Genomic DNA, 15,588 nt, shown 5'->3' with positions numbered 1-15,588 from the left:
GACATCCGCCCCCTCGGCGCAGACCGCCGCGCCGCATTCGAGGAGACCCTCGCCGCCCAACTCGCCCACATCGAGGCCCAGATCCCCTGACGTGCTGGACTAGGCGTGCCATGCGGTCGGCTCGCGCCACCGTCGCAGGCCCGGTGCTGGAGGGCGAGGAGAGCCGGGCAGTCGTTCAGACCGAACCGGCCCGGCCGCCCGGCTGACCGGGCAGTGGACACCCCGGGGGGCGGAGCGGGGGTCGGGCACCCTGGCCGCCGCCGCGGCGGCGGCCAATTCGAGGTGGGAGTTCATGTCCAGCTCGAACCGGCCGTAGGCGGTTTACGTGGGTCCAAACCAGCGGGGACAGGGCCTGCCGGTCCGCGTCGGTGAGCCGCTTGTGCCACTTCTCCGCGCTCAGGATGTCTGGAGGAGCACGGTGTTACTGATATGCCTGAGCGCAGCGCTAGATCGATGAGCATGGAGGGCGGCCTCGGCGAAAAGCTCGGTCACCATGTGATCGGCCAGGACGGCAGCCGCCGGACAGGGCAACAGTCGAGCCACCATCACTCGAACTGCGATGAGATTTGCTCAATCTTCGCTGCGACAGAACATTCAGGGGTTCCTGGATCGGGTTCGTCTTGGTTTGGGGGCCGTGGAGTGGATGTGGTGTCAGGCCGCTGGTGGGGAGCGGTATTCGGCCGTTGGGCATGGCGAAGCCGATGGTGAGTGAGGCGCTGCGGCAGGGTGGCGGATGCGTGCAGCTTCTGAGGGCGGGTGGCGGCCTGCTCTGGCCTGCGGGTGTTGGCCTGGCTGGCGATGGGCCGGGGTGAACCCTCGGTGCCGCAGGGGGTCGGTGCAGCGGTGAGCAGCGCCCAACAGCACACTTGCGGCTGAGGGGCAGCCGTCTGTCACCATCGGGTGCCATCCGAGTGCGGCAGAAACGGGACGGCAGCTCGGCGCTCGTCCGATCCGTGCGGTTGGCTTCTGCCGTGATGACTAGGGTGTCAAGCCCCGCTGGGTCAACATGCCGTCGATGAACTGAGCGATCAGGAGGTGACCGGCATCGTTGGCGTGGAGGCCGTCGGGATCCAAGAACTCCGGACGGCCGGCGAAGTAGTTCGAGACCCCGTCCACATAGTCAAGGCCGATATCGGCTGCGGCCTTTGCCAGCCAGGCGCGGATCGCGACCACCTTGTAAGGCAACTCTGTGTACGCCCAGAACGGCTCCATGACCAAGATGCGGGCTTCGGGCAGGCCGTCGCGAAGATCGGCCAAATCGACCACCATGTTGTGCGCGATGGCTTCGGCGTGCTCGTTGAACATGACGGTGTCGTTGGTTCCGAGCGAAACCAGGACCACATCTGCGCCGGCCGCGATGATCCGCTCGACACCCGCCGAATGGCCGTCGCGATCCTCTCGCTTCCGGACGAAGCCGAGTCCATTGATGCCCTCGTTGAACTCTTGCCAGCCGCGCCGGCTGCACACCAGCGAAGACCATCGACGAGTCGGATCCGACGTTCCCCTGCCGACGGTGTAGGAGTCTCCATAGATGGCCAGGCTCACTGGCTTCCCGGATGCGTGCATCGCGACATCCAACCAAAGATCGACACTTGTGGCCATCGTCCGGACAGGTTCATGCCGTCAGCGGAAGGCTGCGGCGTTGCGCTTGGCCCAGTCGGCGAAGGTGGCGGGGGCGCGGCCGAGGATCTTCTGGACATCCGGGCTGACGGTCTGCTCGCGCAGGGTTGGGGTGCCGAGAATGTCGAGGGTGGTGTCGGCCACCGGGGCGGGCATGAAGGTGAGCATCTGGGCGAGGGCCTCTTCCCGGGTCTGGTCGATGAAGGCGACGGGCTCGCCGATGGCGTCCCCGATGGCGGCCGCGCGCTGGCGTGGGGTGGTCGGCGTGGGGCCGGTCAGCTCGTAGATCGCCTTCGTGTGGCCCGGCTGGGTCAGGGCGGCGGCGGCCACGGCGGCGATGTCGTCGGGGTCGATGACCGGGAGGCCGACCTCGCCGAAGGGCGCGGCGATCGTGCGGGCCTCCCGGACGGACGAGGCCCAGGCGTAGGCGTTGGAGGCGAAGCCGCCGGGGCGCAGGATGGTCCAGTCGGTGCCGGACTCCATGACGACCTGTTCGAAAGCGGCGAAGGCCTGCCCGTGTGACAAGGAGTCCGGGCGGGTGGCCACTCCCTGGGAAGAGAGCAGGACGATCTTTCCGGCGCCCGCGAACTGGGCGACGACCCGAGCGGGGTCGCCGGCCATCATCAGGTCTCCGCCGACGAGGAGGAAGACCGCATCCGCCGCGGAAGGCATGCCGGCGGACGACTGGGAGAGGTCGGCGGCGACCGTGCGGACGCCGGGTGGCACGTCGCCATTGGTGATGCGGCGGGAGACGGCGGTCACCTCATGGCCCTGTTCCGCGAGGATGCGGACCAGCGTGCGGCCGACATTGCCGGTGGCTCCCGTGACAACGATCATGATAAACACCTCGATCAGATAGTTAGCTGGCTGACTGACTAAATGAACCGTAGCACGACGGGCACTCCTGTAGTTAGTCAGGTGGCTGACTTTTTGGGTATGCCTGTGAGGCCGACGTCAAAGACGGCGGGGCACCAGCAGGGGCCGGATGTGAGCGCGAAGGCGGACGCTCGGTCAGGTGAGGGGCGTGGAGTGGCGGGCGCGGTGGCGGCGTACTGCGTCTCTGTTGGCGCACGAGGGGGAGCAGTAGCGCTGACGTGCGGTGCGTGAGGTGTCCGCGAAGATCCTGTCGCAACCGGCGGCGGCGCACCGTCCGAGCCGGTCCATGCCCCGGCTGACGAGGTGCAGCGCCGTGCCGACGGAGATCAGCGCGAACAGCACCGCGCCGAGCGGCTGCAGGTCGTCGCGATAGTGCAGGTGCCAGCCGTGGGCGTGGTCGGTCAGCCGGGGGTAGGCGGCCGAGCGGGCCAGCATCTCGTTGACCAGCTTGGCCTTCTCGCGCTCGCCCGTGGCGTCGACGACGTTCGTCCAGGCGGCGATGACGGCGAGGGTCTGGTCGAGATCCGACGGTTCGACGGGACGTTCCAGCACCAGACCCGCCGTGCGGCAGCGGTGGGCGAGCTCGTCGGCGCTCGCCGGTGGGCGGTTCGCCAGGTCCGCGGCGAAGTTCACCACGTCCGCGCCGTAAGGGTTGAGGTGCACAAGGTCATTACATCAGCCTGTACGTCATGACGCGAACAGCAACGGAACGGGATGTTCCGGAACTCGTCCGCCTCCGGGCACTGCTCTTCGACGACCTCGGCGGCGACTTCTTCAACCCCGCGGACGCCGACGACGACTGGCGCGCCGCGCTCGCCCGGGTCCTCAAGCAGAAGCTGGCCGAACCCGACTGCCGGATCCTGGTCGTGGACGGCGACACCGGCCTGGCCGCCTGCGGCATCGGCACGATCGAACAGTGGTTCCCCGGCCCCCACTCCCGCAACGGGCGGATCGGCCACGTCATCGGCATGGTCACCGACCCGTCGTACCGGCGGCGCGGGCACAGCCGGGCGATCATGCTCGGTCTGCTCGACTGGTTCCGCGAGCGGGACGCCGTACGCGTCGATCTCACCGCCTCCCGAGAGGCGGAACCGCTCTACCGGCGACTCGGCTTCGCCGACCACCCCGACCCGCTGTTGTGCTGGAAGCCGTGAGGACGTCGCGATACCGCTGGATCATTCTGGGGATCGCGACCTTCACACAGGCCACGGCCGCGTTCTTCGTGCAGGGCATCGGCGCGATGAGTGTCCACCTGCAACGAGACCTGAGGCTGAACACGACCCAGCTGGGCCTGCTGCAGTCGGCGGCCCAGCTGCTTCCGCTGGCCGGGCTGCTCGTGGCCGGACGGCTGCTGGACCGCCACGACGAACGCCGGGTGGTCGGGATCGGTGCTCTCGTGGTCGCCGTCGCGCTGGCCGCCGGCAGCGTGGCTCCGGGGTACGTCTCCTTGCTCGTGGCCCTGCTGGTCGTCGGTGCCGGGTACAGCGCCATTCAGCCGGGCGGCAGCAAGTCGGTGGCGTCCTGGTTCGACGGTTCGAAGCGCGGGCTGGCCATGGGCATCCGTCAGGCGGGGCTTCCGCTCGGCGGCGTCCTCGCCGCGTTCGCGCTTCCCGCGCTGGCGACGAGCTTCGGCTGGCGGTCGACGCTCGTGGCCGGCGCGCTCGTCGCATTGTCGGGCGCCGTCGTCTTCATGGCCTTCTACCGCCGCCCGCCGGACCGGCGCCCGGTGCCGGCCGCGTCCCGCGTGCGGCTGGAACTGCTGCGCGAACCGTACCTGAAGAAGATCGTCCTGTCCGGCACGAGCATGGTGTCGGTGCACAGCGGCGTGGGCGTTCTCACCGTGCTGTACCTGCACGAGGTGACGTCCATGGACGCCGCCTCGGCGGCCCTGGTCTACGTCGCGGTCCAGTGCGCGGGCGCGCTGGGCCGCGTCTGCCTGGCGGCCTGGAGCGACCGGCACAGGTCCGGCCGCTACGCCTGCGTCCTGACCTGCCTGGCCGCCGTGATCATCGGGATGACGGTGCTGGCCACCCCGGTCGGCCGATCTCCGGTCGCGGCCTGCCTGCTGTTCGTCTGGCTCGGCTTCTTCGGGATCGGCTGGTACGGCCCCTGGGTCGCCTACGCCGCCGAATCGGCGCCGCCGGACCACACCGGATTCACTCTTGGCCTGGCCATGGCCGTCAACCAGGTGGCGGTCGTCCTGGCGCCGCCCGTGCTCGGCCTGCTCACGGACCTGACCGGCAGTTTCACACCCGCCTGGGCCCTGCTCGCCGCGCTGACCGCGGTCACCATGGCGACGACCGCCCGGTTGTGACGAGTTCGGCCGGCCGCCGGCGGCGTCCCCTCGCCGGATCGTCACCAACGGCCGCCGGCGGCGTCCCCTCGCCGGATCGTCACCAGGGGAGTGGGCCGTCCTCGCTGAAGAAACCGCCGGTCGGGCCGTCCGCGCCGAGGGTGGCCAGGCGCACCACCACGGCCGCGCCCTGCGCCGGGGTGAGGAAGCCGCTGTGGCCGTTGATGTCGGTGTCGACGTAACCAGGGGCGGCGGCGTTGACCAGGATGTTCTCCTTGCGCAGCTCGTTCGCGTACTGCAGGGTCAGCGCGTTCAGCGCGGCCTTGGACGGCGAGTAGGCCGCTGACGGCAGCCCCGACAAGGGCCCGTCGACCTCGGCGGTCAGCGCCAGCGAGGCGGCGTGGCTGGAGAGGTTGACGATCCGGGCGGCGGGGGAGCGCCGCAGCAGCGGCAGCACCGCGTTGGTCACGTGGATCACTCCGAAGACGTTGGTCTCGAACACCTCGCGGACCAGCTCCACGTCCACGGCGCTGGGGACGCGGTCGAGGGCGTCCTGGGGCGCGGCCTGGCCCGATCCGGTGATGCCGGCGTTGTTGACCAGCACGTCCAGACGGCCGAAGCGGTCGTCGATCCAGGAGGCGGCCGCCTGGGCGGTGGAGGGGGCGGTGACGTCCAGTTCGAGCGCGTGCGCGTCCCCTCCCGTGGCGCGGATCGCCGCCGCGGTCTCCTCGCCGCGGCGCGCGTCACGGGCGCCGACCAGGACGGTCACCTGCCGTGCGGCCAGCAGTTCGGCGTGTGCGTCACCTCTGTGCGGGTGCGGTGCGGGGCCCGCTGAGAAGGGGGGCTTCCGAGGGACCCGAATGCCGTCTTCAATGTCTGAGAGCGATCAGACCTGTCCGGGGAGAGTCGTATGGCGTCTTTTGTTGCTGCTCGTGACGGGGAGCGCATGCCCGTGCGTTCGAACGGCCAGGACTGGCTGGTGTCCTGGCACCCGGCCGACGACCCGCCGGAAGGCAGATCTCACGGAGCCGCCGGCATTTGCGTGACGGCCGCCGATGAGCTGGTCCTCATCAGCCATGACGGTGAGCACTGGGGTTTCCCCGCCGGGCGGCCCGAAGGAACGGAGACGATCGAGGAGACCCTGCGCCGGGAGATGCTCGAAGAGGCGTGCGTCACGGTCACCGGCAGCCGCCTGCTCGGTTATGTCCGCAGCGAATGCGTGCGCGGGCGCGAGCTCGGCCTGGTCCTCGTCCGCTCCTACTGGCGTGCGGAGGTCCGGCTTGGGGAGTGGGCGCCGGAGTTCGAGATACAGCACCGGCGGGTGGTTCCGGAGTCCGAGGCGAGGAAGCACGTCCGCGATCCCGACCTGGCCGCGACCCGGGTCTCCTTCCGTGCTCTGGAAGAGGCAGGGGTAGGTGACGGCCCGCGTCCCTCGTGAGAGCCGTACCCGCCCGTCCGGAGGCTCGGCGGCGTGCCACGCCCGGTCTCAGACGACCCGCACGACGATCTTGCCGCGCACGCCGCCCGCCTCCAACGACCGGTGCGCCGCGGCGATGTCGTCGAGCGGGAAGACCTTGTCCACGACCGGGCGGATGGCGCCGCTGTCCACGTACCGGGTGAGGTCGGTGAGGAGCCGGGTGGTGGGGTTGCCGCTGAAGAAGCGCACGCGCCGCCGGCCGTGGACGGCCGAGGCGGCGATGTACGCCAGGGACGCCGTGATCCTGCGAGAGTCGAAGGCGATCGCCACCATGCGGCCGGACGGTGTCAGCAGGCGGCGGAAAGCGGCGTGCTCGGTGCCGGCGGTGTCCAGGATCACGTCGAACCGACCCAGATCCGCCGGGGCGACGGTGGCGTAGTCGTACGCCTCGTGCGCGCCGAGGTCGCGGACGAGGTCGAGGTTGCGTGCCCCGGCGAGGGCGGTGACGTGGGCGCCCAGCACCCTGCCGAGCTGCACCGCGACAGCGCCCACCCCGCCGCTGCCGCCGCGGACGAGCAGCCGGTCGCCCGGCCTGAGCCCGGCCTGGTCGCGCAGCGCCGTGATGGCCGTCGTGCCTGCCGGGAGCGCCGCGGCGGTCACCAGGTCGACGGACGCGGGGGCCCGGGACAGGCGGCGGGGGTGGACCGCCACGTACTCGGCGGCGCTGCCGAACGTGCGGCCCAGCGTGCCCCACACCCGGTCGCCGATCCGGGGGCCGGTGACCCCGGACCCCAGGGCGACGATCTCGCCGGTGAGGTCGATGCCGACCCGTTTCGGGAAGCCCCGCTGCATCAGCCCGGTCACCAGGCGCACCCGGCCCGTCCGGCCGTGCACCTCGCCGCCGTTCACGCTGACGGCGTGCACGCGCACCAGCACCTGTCCGGGGGCGGGGACCGGCTTGGGCGCCGTGCCCACGTACAGGACCTCCGGCGGTCCGTACTGGTCGAACAGGGCGGCGCGCATCTCGTTCGTCTCCATGTGGACGACGCTAGCCCGCTAAACGGTCGGGGCTCTCCACTTAGGCTAATGTGAGAAAGATGCCCAGTCCTCGCTCTCAGTTGGCGCCCGCCAGGGAAATGCGGGCCGACGCGCGGCACAATCGGGCACGCATCCTGGAGGCCGCGCGGGAGACGTTCGCCAGGCGCGGTCTGGACGTGCCGATGGTGGCGATCGCGCGGCGCGCCGGGGTCGGCGTGGCCACCCTCTACCGGCGTTTCCCGTCACGCGAGTCCCTGATCACGGAGGTGTTCGCGGACGAGCTGGCGGCGTGCGCGTCGGTCGTGGACGAGGCGCTGGCCGACCCGGATCCCTGGCACGGGTTCTGCGGGGCGATCGAGAAGGTGTGCGCGATGCAGGTCGCCGACCGCGGGTTCACCGACGCCTTCCTCACCGCGTTCCCCGACGCGGTCGACTACGAGCGCACCCGGGAGCGGGCCGAGCGAGGCTTCGAGGAGGTGGTGCGGCGGGCCAAGGCCGCCGGGCGGCTGCGGGCCGATTTCGCCTCCGCGGACCTGGTGCTGCTGTTGAGGGCCAACTGCGGCATCGTCGCCGGGGCTGGGGCTGGGGCTGGGGCCGGGGAGGGGGTGGCGGCGGCGTCGCGGCGGCTGGTGGCGTATCTGCTGCAGTCCTTCCGCGCCGACCACGCCGAGCCCCTGCCGCCCCCGCCGCCCCTCACGCTCGGCCACCTGGTTCCGACGTCGTCCAGTACGGCCCACCCGGCGGCGAGGCCGGGGAACGAGCGGAGCAGCCGCTGACGCCGGCGCCCGACAGGACGACCCCGGCCGCTCGTGGCGGGAGGCCGGCACGATCGGCGAGAGCGAGCGGCTGGACGGCGAACACCAAGAATGGCGCGGCGATTGCTTTCAGGAATGTTCTGTGCTGTTTCGAAAGCTTAATTCAATCAATCGCTGATCCGGTGGGCCTCCAGGCGGTGGGTGGTAGCCCTTTCAGCCAGGGCTAAAAGGCATTGTGGGGCGCGTTCCGGGTGCGGCAGGCTTTCCGGCATCGGGGCGAACTGGGCCCGGTGAAATCGCTGAACATTCGTGTCGCCGTGGTTCCGCGCGGCCGGAGAGGACGAGAAATGTTCGGAACGGGAAATCGGACGAGGAAACTGCTCGCCACGGCGGCCGCCACCTGCGCGGCCCTGACGATCGTGGCCACCCCGGGCCCGGCCGCCGCGTCGGCGTCGGCTTGGTGCCAGTCGAGTTACCTGGTCTACAAGTACTGGAAGTCGGACGGCACCATCGGGCGCTGGAGCCAGAACTGCAGCGGCGACCACTCGCTCAATTCCAAGGGCTACAAGCTGGAGCCCGGCGGCTGGTCCGGCTACATCGACTACAGCGACGGCACCTGGGATTACTTCTGCGACTTCCAGGACAAGTGGCTGGGCAAGCGGGTCGTCAATATCACGATGGCCGCCGCGAAGATCGAATACTGCATCAAGAAGTGATGGTGGGGCGCAGGCCGTCCAGCAACACGGTGAGATAGGCGTCGGCGAGGGCCTGTGAAGGGGGCTGGGCGCGGGCGACGGCCAGGGCCGTCCGGCCGAGGAGGGCCGTGACGACGGCCGGGTCGAGGTCGGTGCGGATCGTGCCCTCGCGCCGCGCCCCCTCGATCATCTCCTCGACGGCGGCGGCCAGCCCGGCGCGCAGGGCGGTGGTGGCCGGCAGGTCCAGGCCGCCCAGCTGGTCGTTGACGGCGTGGTGGGCGGTCTGGAACGCGATCAGCTCGCCGAGGAAGGTCCGCAGGGCCTGGTGGGCCGTGGTCTCGGCGAGCAGGTCGCGGGCACGCTGGACGACCGGTTCCAGCAGGCGGGAGACGGCGGCGTCCAGCAGGGCGTCCTTGCCGCCGAAGGCGCGTACGACGGTCGCGGCCCCCAGGCCCGCCTGCTTGGCGATGGCCTCGACGGTGAGCGTCGCGCCGGGTTCGGCCAGCAGCGTCATGGCGGCGTCGAGGGCGAGTCGGCGGTTGCGCACGGCGTCGGCACGGCGCTTGGGCTCGGCGGGTGTTGACAACTGAAATGCTCATTCCACATAGTTAACTGGAACGCTTATTTCAGTTACTGTACCCCGAGGAGCCTCAGTGAACGAGCGCGTCCTGATCTCCGGAGCCGGCATCGCCGGGCTGGCCCTGGCGTACTGGCTGGCCCGGCTGGGCTTCCGGCCCACCGTCGTCGAGCGCGCCCCGCGCCTGCGCGCCGGCGGCAACGGTGTGGACCTGCGTGACCACGCCGTCGAGGTGGCCGCGAGGATGGGCCTCATGCCGCAGGTGCGCGCGCTGGCCGCCGACGTGCACGGCATGAAGTTCGTGGACGCCGGCGGCCGGCCCGTCGCCCGCGTCGACACCCGCGACCCCGGCTCGGTGGAGATCATGCGCGGCGACCTGGTGACGCTGCTGCGCGAGGCGACCGACGTGCAGATCATGTTCGGTGACGCGATCAGCAGCCTGGACCAGGACGAGCAGGGTGTGCGAGTCGCCTTCGAGCACGCGGCCGCCCGCGCCTTCGACCTGGTCGTCGGCGCGGACGGCATGCACTCCCACGTGCGGCGGCTGGCCTTCGGACCGGAGGAGGAGTTCGTCCGGCACAAGGACCACTACTTCGCCTTCGCCGACGCCGACGCCGCGCTCGGGGAGGACCGCTGGGTCACGATGTTCAACACGCCGGGACGCATGGCCGGCATCTACCGGTCGGGCAACCACGCGCAGGCCAAGGCGTACTTCATCTTCCGTTCCGCGCCGCTGGACTACGACCGCCGGGACGTCGCCGAGCACAAGCGGCTGGTGAGCCGGACGTTCGGGGGCGAGACGTCCTGGCGTACCCGGGAGCTGCTCGACTCGGCCCTGGCCGACCCCGACTTCTACTTCGACGCGCTGGGCCAGGTGCACATGGACTCCTGGTCGAAGGGCCGCGTCGTGCTCGTCGGCGACGCCGCCTGGTGCGCCTCGCCGGCTTCCGGGGCGGGCGCGGAGCTGGCCCTGGTGGGGGCGTACCGGCTGGCGGGGGAGCTCGCCGCCGCCGGCGGTGAGCACCGTGTCGCCTTCGCGCGGTACGAGGCCGTCCATCGTCCGCTGGTGGCCAGGAAGCAGCAGATCGGCCCGAACGTCCGGCTCATGGTGCCGAGAACCGAGGGCGGCCGATGCGTCCGGGACGCCCTGATCCGCCTCCCGCTGCTGAAGGCCATGGGAGCGGTGGAACGCCGCGTCCAGACCAGGAACCCCCGCCCCTTGCCGGAGTACACCCGGGTCCGGTGAAGCGACCCGGGGGCCGGGACTACTTCGGGCCGGTCAGGCGGCGTTCGCCTGCTGTGGTGAGGACGAAGACCTGCCAGTTGTAGTAGGCGTAGTACGCGCGCGGGTCGCGGCGCATCTGGCGGGCGTGCAGGAGGACGGCGTCCACGTACGCCTGGGACGGGTTGTAGGCGTGCAGGGCCCGCCGGTAGTCGCGGGGGGCGCCGCTGGCGTGGAGGTAGTTGGCCGCGCCCATGACGGCGTCCCGGGGGTTTCGGACGTCGCCGCCCATCCCGTACGCGCGCCAGGTCGCCGGCATGAACTGCATGGGCCCCTGGGCGCCGGCGTGGCTGTCGGCGCGTACCCGTCCGAACTTCGTCTCGACGAACATCACCGACGCCAGCACCTCCCATTCCACCCCGAAGCGGCGCTCGGCCCGCTTGAAGTGGCCGAGCAGTTCGGCGGCCGGGCGGGCCGGCTGCACCTTGAACACGGCGGACGGCTTGATGGGCCGGGTCAGGGCCAGCAGTTCGCGCAGGGCGCTGACGTTGTCCTTGGCCTGGGCGGCGAGGGCGGCGGGCAGGCGGGCGAAGGCGCGGTCGGCCAGGGCGCGGTTGCGGGCGGCGTGGCGGTAGAGGCGCTGCTGGTAGAGGGCCAGGAGTTCGACGTCCCGCGGCGGGGCGCCCGTCGAGGGGCGCCAGCGGTCGATGGCCGCGTTCAGGGCGGTGGTCGTGTCGCGCAGGGCCGTCGCCAGGCGGGCGGGGTCGGTGGGGAGCGGCGCGCCGGGGGCGGGGAGCGCCTGGCCGGAGGAGGCGCCGGCGCTCGCCGTCGCGGACGGGGAGGCGTCCGCCGCCGTGGCGGAGGCCGAGGAGGGGACCTCCGCCGTTTTGGAGGCCGAGGAGGGGACCTCCGCCGTTTTGGAGGCCGAGGAGGGGGTGGACGTGGGGGAGGGGGCGGTGGTCGTGGCCGTGGCGCCGCATCCGGCCGTCCCGGCGACTGCCGCGCTCACCAGCAGCAGACAGGCGAGCGTACGGCCCCGGCCGGTGCGGGGCTTCGGCGGGCGGGCGCGGAACGGGCGTCGGAGGTCGTCCATGGTCGGCCAACCTACCTGCATCACGGCTTCATACCGGACATCTCGCCTTGTAGCACTCCACCGGCAGCACTTGACACCTGGGATGCGTACGCTTCTCACAGGACGGCGGCGTGGCCCGGAAGCGGCCGGGTAGGAGAGGAACCACCGGGAGGTGATCGGCATCGACGGCGGAGCGGACGAGACGAGCTGGCGAGGGCCCCGGTTGCGGGCGGAGACGAGACAGGCGGACGGGTGCCTGGTCATGGGGTTGAGCGGGGAGCTCGACTACATGCAAAGACCCGAATTCCGGCAATGGGCGCTCGGCGTCGTGACCGGCGGCCACAACGCCGGGAACGGCGACAACGCCGGGAACGGCGACAACGCCGGGAACAGTGACAACGCCGGGCACGATGACAACGGCGACAGCGCGGCGCCGATGGTCGTGCTCGACCTCAGGGGCATCGAGTTCTTCGACTCCACCGGGCTGTCCGTCGTCATCGCGCTGTGGCGGCAGGCGCGTGACGCCGGCGGCGATCTGGCGGTGGCCGCGCCGCCCCCGATCTGCGCCAACATGATGCGGCGTACGGGGCTGGCCGACCACATCGCCATGGGCGACACGGTGGCCGCCGCGATCGCCGGGGCGGCGATCCTGCGACGCACGAGAAGCGACACGGCCGACGAGGCCGCCGCCGGCTGAACCAGGCCGGCCGGATCCCGGCGGACGGACGCCGGGAGTCAGTCACGGACGTCGGGAGTCAGTCTGGGTGAAGACCCAGGACGGGCGGTGGGGATCAGTCCTGGGTGAAGGAGTGCTGGGGGACGCCGGCCGGGGCGCCGGTGAGGTGCTCGTACGTGCCGCTGACGTCCAGCAGCCGCTCCAGCACCCGCGGGCGCTGCTCCAGGTGCAGCCGGGTGCCGGCCGTCACGGCGTGCTGGTGGATCATCAGCAGCGCCGACAGGCCGCTGGAGTCGCAGAAGTGCAGGCCGTCGAAGTCGAGGTGCAGGTCGGTCAGGCCGCCGTCGGCGAGCGCGGCGAGGGCGGTGGTCAGGAGCTCTCGCGCAGTGTTGTAGTCCAGGTCGCCGGTGACGGCGACGCGCAGCACCCCCGGGCGGGGCGTGGCCTGGACGAGGGTCAGCGGGTCGGGGGCGAAGGCGGTCATGCGATCTTTCCGTGGCCGGGGAGCGGGGTCTTGTCGGTCGGGGTGGCCGCGGCGCTCACGGCGTCGCGCCCGTTGCTGATCAGGGCCGAGGCGCGCGGGAAGTCCTCCAGCCGCCTGCCCAGCAGGTCGAGTGCCGGCAGCAGCGTGCCCGCCGGGACGCCGCGAGCGGTCAGGACGCCGGCCGTCCAGGTGAGGAACCGGGTGAACAGGCCGGGGTCGTCCACGTAGAGCGCGGTGGCCAGGAAGTCGACGATGTGCAGGATGTCCTCGGCGGTGTGCCTGCGTTGCTGCGGCGTGTAGTCCGCCATCGCCGGGATGCGTTCCTCCAGGCCGCCCATGACGTCCCTGACCAGGGCCCGGGCCGACCGGCTGACCATGGTGTACTCCTGGTCGTCCAGGTGCGGCAGGTCGTCGACGGCCTGGCGGGGGGCGACGGGGCGGGTCAGCGGGCCGGCGGCGAGCCGGTCGGCGGCGGCGGCGCCGTCGGCGGCCCAGGCGTCGGCGCCGAGCAGGCCGGCGTAGAGGCCGTCGGGTCCGAAGGCGGCGCCGCCGACCATCACCGGCGTGCCGGTCGCCTGGCAGGCGGTGATGGCGGCGTGGGCGCCGGGCAGCCGGGTCGGGATGGAGCTGGACAGCGCCACCACGTCGCAGGCCGTGCGGTGGAGGTGGGTGATGAGGTGGTGCGTCGGCACCTGCGCGCCCAGGTAGTCGACCTGCCAGCCGCGCAGCCGCAGCACCTCGGACAGGATGCGGGCGGGCATGGCGTGCCACTCGCCGTCGATGCAGGCGACGGCGATGCGCCCGAGCGCCGGGCCGCTCGCGGCGGCGGCGCGGGCGGCGGGGTGGTGGGCGAGCGCGGCCAGCACCCGCTCGTTGACGGCGGTGGCGGTGTGCTCCTGCGCCACGGTGATCTGGTTGCTCTCCCACTCCAGGCCGACGCGGGCCTGTACGGGGGCGACCACGTGCAGCAGCAGGGCTTCCAGCGAGATGTCCTGGTCGAGCGCGGCGAGCGCGGCGTCCGTGGCGGCGTACTCGTCTCCGGCGACGGCGGCGTCCCAGAGTTTTTCGCGCCAGGCGGAGAGTCCGTCTGCGTGCGTCATGCGGTGAACCTTCCCCGTCCGTGTCCTCCCACCGCGCTCAGATGGGCCCCGCGCGGCGCGGTGATGGCGATGACGGCCATGTCATCGTGATCGCCACCTCCTACCCACTGGGACGACAACATCTCCACACGTTCGGTGATCGCCTCGGGCGGCATGCCGCCGCACTGCCGCAACTCCTCCTGCAGCCGCTCGTCGCCGAACATCTCGTCGCCGAGCGGGCCGCCCATGGCCTCGGTGATGCCGTCCGTGTAGAGCAGGCAGGTCTCGCCGGGTTCCAGGACCACGGTGTCGGTGACGCTCGTGACGCGTTCGAGCATGCCGATGAGGGTGCCTTTGGTGCTGGCCACGTCGACGCGCCCGTCGCCGCGTACGACGAGCGGCGGCGCGTGCCCGGCGCTGGTGACCCGGAGCAGGACGCGGTTCCCGGCCCGCTGGATCGAGGCCAGGACGAGCGTGACGAAGCGGGAGCGGTCGCCGCCCTTGACGAGAACGCCGTTGAGCAGTTCGAGCACGCGCTGATGGTCGCCGGCCATCGGCAGCAGGGCCTGCAGGGTGTGCCGGATCTTGCCGGTGAGCACGGCGGCCTCCAGGCCCTTGCCGGCCACGTCGCCGAGCACCACCAGCGACTCCTGGCCGGGCTCGGTGGGCGGGTGGAGGTCGTAGAAGTCGCCGCCGACCCGGGCGGTGTGCTCCGAGGGACGGTAGCGGGCGGCGACCTCGACGCCGTGCAGGCTCCGCACGCGGGGCGGCAGGAGCTCGCGCATGAGGGTCTCGGTGATGTCGGCCTGCTCGGCGTACAGGCGGGCGGCGGACACCGCGGCCCCCGCGCGGGCCGCGAACAGCCGGGCGAAGACCTCCTCGCCGTCGGAGAAGCACGCCTGGCCGCTGCCGCGCAGCAGGACGAGCGCCCCGGCCGGGACGCCGTGGCCGGGCAGCGCGGTCACCACCATCGAGCCGATCTCGTCGAGCCCGTCGCGGGCCAGCCAGGCGGGGGCGGCGGCGGGGTCGATCCAGCGGGAGGGCTGGGGCGGGTAGCCCTGCAGCGCCTCGGCCAGGCCGGGCACGGCCTCGGGATCGACGGCCAGCTCCTCGCGGACGACGACGCCGTCCGGCCCGCAGTACGCGATGGGGTGCCGGCGCCGGTAGGGCGGCAGGATGACCAGCGCGGCGTCGGCCAGGTGGCGGGCGGCCAGCCGGGCGGTCACCTCCAGGCAGCGATCGAGGTTGAGCGAGGACAGCAGCTCGCTGGAGGCCTTGTCGAGGAACGACGTGCGCTCGCGTTCGAGGTGCAGGGCCTGGGTGGCGCGGTCGAGTTCGGTGGTGTCGGCCAGCCACCAGGCGATCACGTCGCCGTCGCGGACCGGACGCGCCTCGAACGTGGCCGCCCCGATCGAACCACGCACACCGCCGGGAAGAGCGCCGTCGGGAAGAGCGCCGTCCGGAAGGGCGGCGTCGGGAAGGGCGGCGTCAGGGAGAGGGGTTGTGGCGGCGTGGGCGTGGGAGAGCCAGGCGGGAGCGCTGTCCGCCAGCGCCGCGCCGGGGACCGCACCGGGCAGCAGCCGCAGCGCCGCGTCGTTGGCCTGGGTGATGACACCCGCGGTGTCCACCACCAGGACCGGGTAAGGGGCGCCGCGCCACACGGTCCCGGTTTCGTCCTGTCCCAGACTGCTCGTCAGACCTGTCAAAACAACGAGCCCGCCGTGACGGGCCCTGCCTCCCTGAAGAATGGTTGCGTATACACGTTCTTCTCCCCACTGTAGCCG

General features: G+C 71.7%; 17 protein-coding genes. 7 read left to right on the top strand and 10 right to left on the bottom strand.

Features of this window, described 5'->3' with window-relative positions; genetic code table 11:
* Window positions 1-978: 978 nt before the first annotated feature.
* The 3 genes from AB0J71_RS42615 to AB0J71_RS42605 form a co-directional block, all read right to left on the bottom strand.
* The gene (locus AB0J71_RS42615; RefSeq protein WP_364419833.1) at window positions 979-1,545 is read right to left on the bottom strand and encodes an SGNH/GDSL hydrolase family protein; all 567 of its coding nucleotides are present in this window, start codon (window positions 1,543-1,545) and stop codon (window positions 979-981) included.
* Window positions 1,546-1,623: 78 nt separating this feature from the next.
* Window positions 1,624-2,457, bottom strand: a complete 834-nt coding sequence (locus tag AB0J71_RS42610; protein WP_364419831.1) for an NAD(P)H-binding protein — start codon at window positions 2,455-2,457, stop codon at window positions 1,624-1,626.
* A 174-nt stretch (window positions 2,458-2,631) separates the two neighbouring features.
* On the bottom strand, window positions 2,632-3,159 hold the full coding sequence (locus AB0J71_RS42605) for a CGNR zinc finger domain-containing protein (protein ID WP_352322083.1): 528 nt from the start codon (window positions 3,157-3,159) through the stop codon (window positions 2,632-2,634).
* Between the two features lie 26 nt (window positions 3,160-3,185).
* On the opposite strand from AB0J71_RS42605, the gene AB0J71_RS42600 reads away from it, so the two are divergent.
* On the top strand, window positions 3,186-3,650 hold the full coding sequence (locus AB0J71_RS42600) for a GNAT family N-acetyltransferase (RefSeq protein WP_352322085.1): 465 nt from the start codon (window positions 3,186-3,188) through the stop codon (window positions 3,648-3,650).
* Window positions 3,647-4,810, top strand: coding sequence for an MFS transporter (locus AB0J71_RS42595; RefSeq protein ID WP_364419829.1), 1,164 nt, complete (start codon window positions 3,647-3,649; stop codon window positions 4,808-4,810). Before AB0J71_RS42600 ends, AB0J71_RS42595 begins: the two co-directional genes overlap by 4 nt.
* A gap of 79 nt (window positions 4,811-4,889) precedes the next feature.
* On the opposite strand, the gene AB0J71_RS42590 is transcribed toward AB0J71_RS42595, so the two are convergent.
* Window positions 4,890-5,651: an SDR family NAD(P)-dependent oxidoreductase gene (locus tag AB0J71_RS42590; protein WP_364419837.1), complete on the bottom strand. Its 762-nt coding sequence runs from the start codon at window positions 5,649-5,651 to the stop codon at window positions 4,890-4,892.
* Between the two features lie 84 nt (window positions 5,652-5,735).
* Between AB0J71_RS42590 and AB0J71_RS42585 the strand changes: the two genes are divergently transcribed.
* Window positions 5,736-6,227, top strand: a complete 492-nt coding sequence (locus tag AB0J71_RS42585) for an NUDIX domain-containing protein (RefSeq protein WP_364419827.1) — start codon at window positions 5,736-5,738, stop codon at window positions 6,225-6,227.
* 48 nt (window positions 6,228-6,275) lie between these two features.
* Here the strand turns inward: AB0J71_RS42585 and AB0J71_RS42580 are convergent, their stop codons facing one another.
* Window positions 6,276-7,244, bottom strand: a complete 969-nt coding sequence (locus AB0J71_RS42580; protein WP_364419825.1) for an NAD(P)-dependent alcohol dehydrogenase — start codon at window positions 7,242-7,244, stop codon at window positions 6,276-6,278.
* A 98-nt stretch (window positions 7,245-7,342) separates the two neighbouring features.
* On the opposite strand from AB0J71_RS42580, the gene AB0J71_RS42575 reads away from it, so the two are divergent.
* Entirely contained in the window at window positions 7,343-8,020 is a 678-nt protein-coding gene (locus tag AB0J71_RS42575) for a helix-turn-helix domain-containing protein (protein ID WP_364419823.1), read from the top strand.
* A gap of 269 nt (window positions 8,021-8,289) precedes the next feature.
* Window positions 8,290-8,715, top strand: coding sequence for a hypothetical protein (locus tag AB0J71_RS42570; RefSeq protein ID WP_364419820.1), 426 nt, complete (start codon window positions 8,290-8,292; stop codon window positions 8,713-8,715).
* Here the strand turns inward: AB0J71_RS42570 and AB0J71_RS42565 are convergent.
* A complete protein-coding gene (locus AB0J71_RS42565) occupies window positions 8,705-9,280 on the bottom strand; it encodes a helix-turn-helix domain-containing protein (RefSeq protein WP_352322097.1) in 576 nt (191 codons plus the stop codon). The genes AB0J71_RS42570 and AB0J71_RS42565 overlap by 11 nt on opposite strands.
* A 67-nt stretch (window positions 9,281-9,347) precedes the next feature.
* On the opposite strand from AB0J71_RS42565, the gene AB0J71_RS42560 reads away from it, so the two are divergent.
* The gene (locus AB0J71_RS42560) at window positions 9,348-10,517 is read left to right on the top strand and encodes an FAD-dependent monooxygenase (protein WP_364419818.1); all 1,170 of its coding nucleotides are present in this window, start codon (window positions 9,348-9,350) and stop codon (window positions 10,515-10,517) included.
* Window positions 10,518-10,536: 19 nt separating this feature from the next.
* Here AB0J71_RS42560 and AB0J71_RS42555 read toward each other — a convergent pair whose 3' ends face one another.
* Complete coding sequence (locus tag AB0J71_RS42555) at window positions 10,537-11,586, bottom strand: lytic transglycosylase domain-containing protein (RefSeq protein ID WP_364419816.1); 1,050 nt, start codon at window positions 11,584-11,586, stop codon at window positions 10,537-10,539.
* A 151-nt stretch (window positions 11,587-11,737) separates the two neighbouring features.
* Between AB0J71_RS42555 and AB0J71_RS42550 the strand changes: the two genes are divergently transcribed.
* On the top strand, window positions 11,738-12,262 hold the full coding sequence (locus AB0J71_RS42550) for an STAS domain-containing protein (protein WP_364419813.1): 525 nt from the start codon (window positions 11,738-11,740) through the stop codon (window positions 12,260-12,262).
* 94 nt (window positions 12,263-12,356) lie between these two features.
* Here the strand turns inward: AB0J71_RS42550 and AB0J71_RS42545 are convergent, their stop codons facing one another.
* Genes AB0J71_RS42545 through AB0J71_RS42535 form a run of 3 tightly spaced genes read right to left on the bottom strand, consistent with a single transcriptional unit; the run spans window position 12,357 to window position 15,435 of the window.
* Window positions 12,357-12,725 carry an STAS domain-containing protein gene (locus AB0J71_RS42545; protein ID WP_352322105.1) on the bottom strand — a complete coding sequence of 123 codons (369 nt, stop codon included), beginning with the start codon at window positions 12,723-12,725 and terminating at the stop codon, window positions 12,357-12,359.
* On the bottom strand, window positions 12,722-13,825 hold the full coding sequence (locus tag AB0J71_RS42540; protein ID WP_364419811.1) for a cobalamin B12-binding domain-containing protein: 1,104 nt from the start codon (window positions 13,823-13,825) through the stop codon (window positions 12,722-12,724). The genes AB0J71_RS42545 and AB0J71_RS42540 overlap by 4 nt, the downstream gene beginning before the upstream one ends.
* Window positions 13,822-15,435 carry a PP2C family protein-serine/threonine phosphatase gene (locus AB0J71_RS42535; protein ID WP_364419809.1) on the bottom strand — a complete coding sequence of 538 codons (1,614 nt, stop codon included), beginning with the start codon at window positions 15,433-15,435 and terminating at the stop codon, window positions 13,822-13,824. Before AB0J71_RS42535 ends, AB0J71_RS42540 begins: the two co-directional genes overlap by 4 nt.
* Between the last annotated feature and the right edge of the window lie 153 nt (window positions 15,436-15,588).

This window comes from Nonomuraea sp. NPDC049637, from assembly GCF_040675235.1.
Classification (GTDB): domain Bacteria; phylum Actinomycetota; class Actinomycetes; order Streptosporangiales; family Streptosporangiaceae; genus Nonomuraea.
The sequence above is the reverse complement of the archived record's forward strand: the minus strand, read 5'-3'. Positions and strand labels throughout refer to the sequence as shown.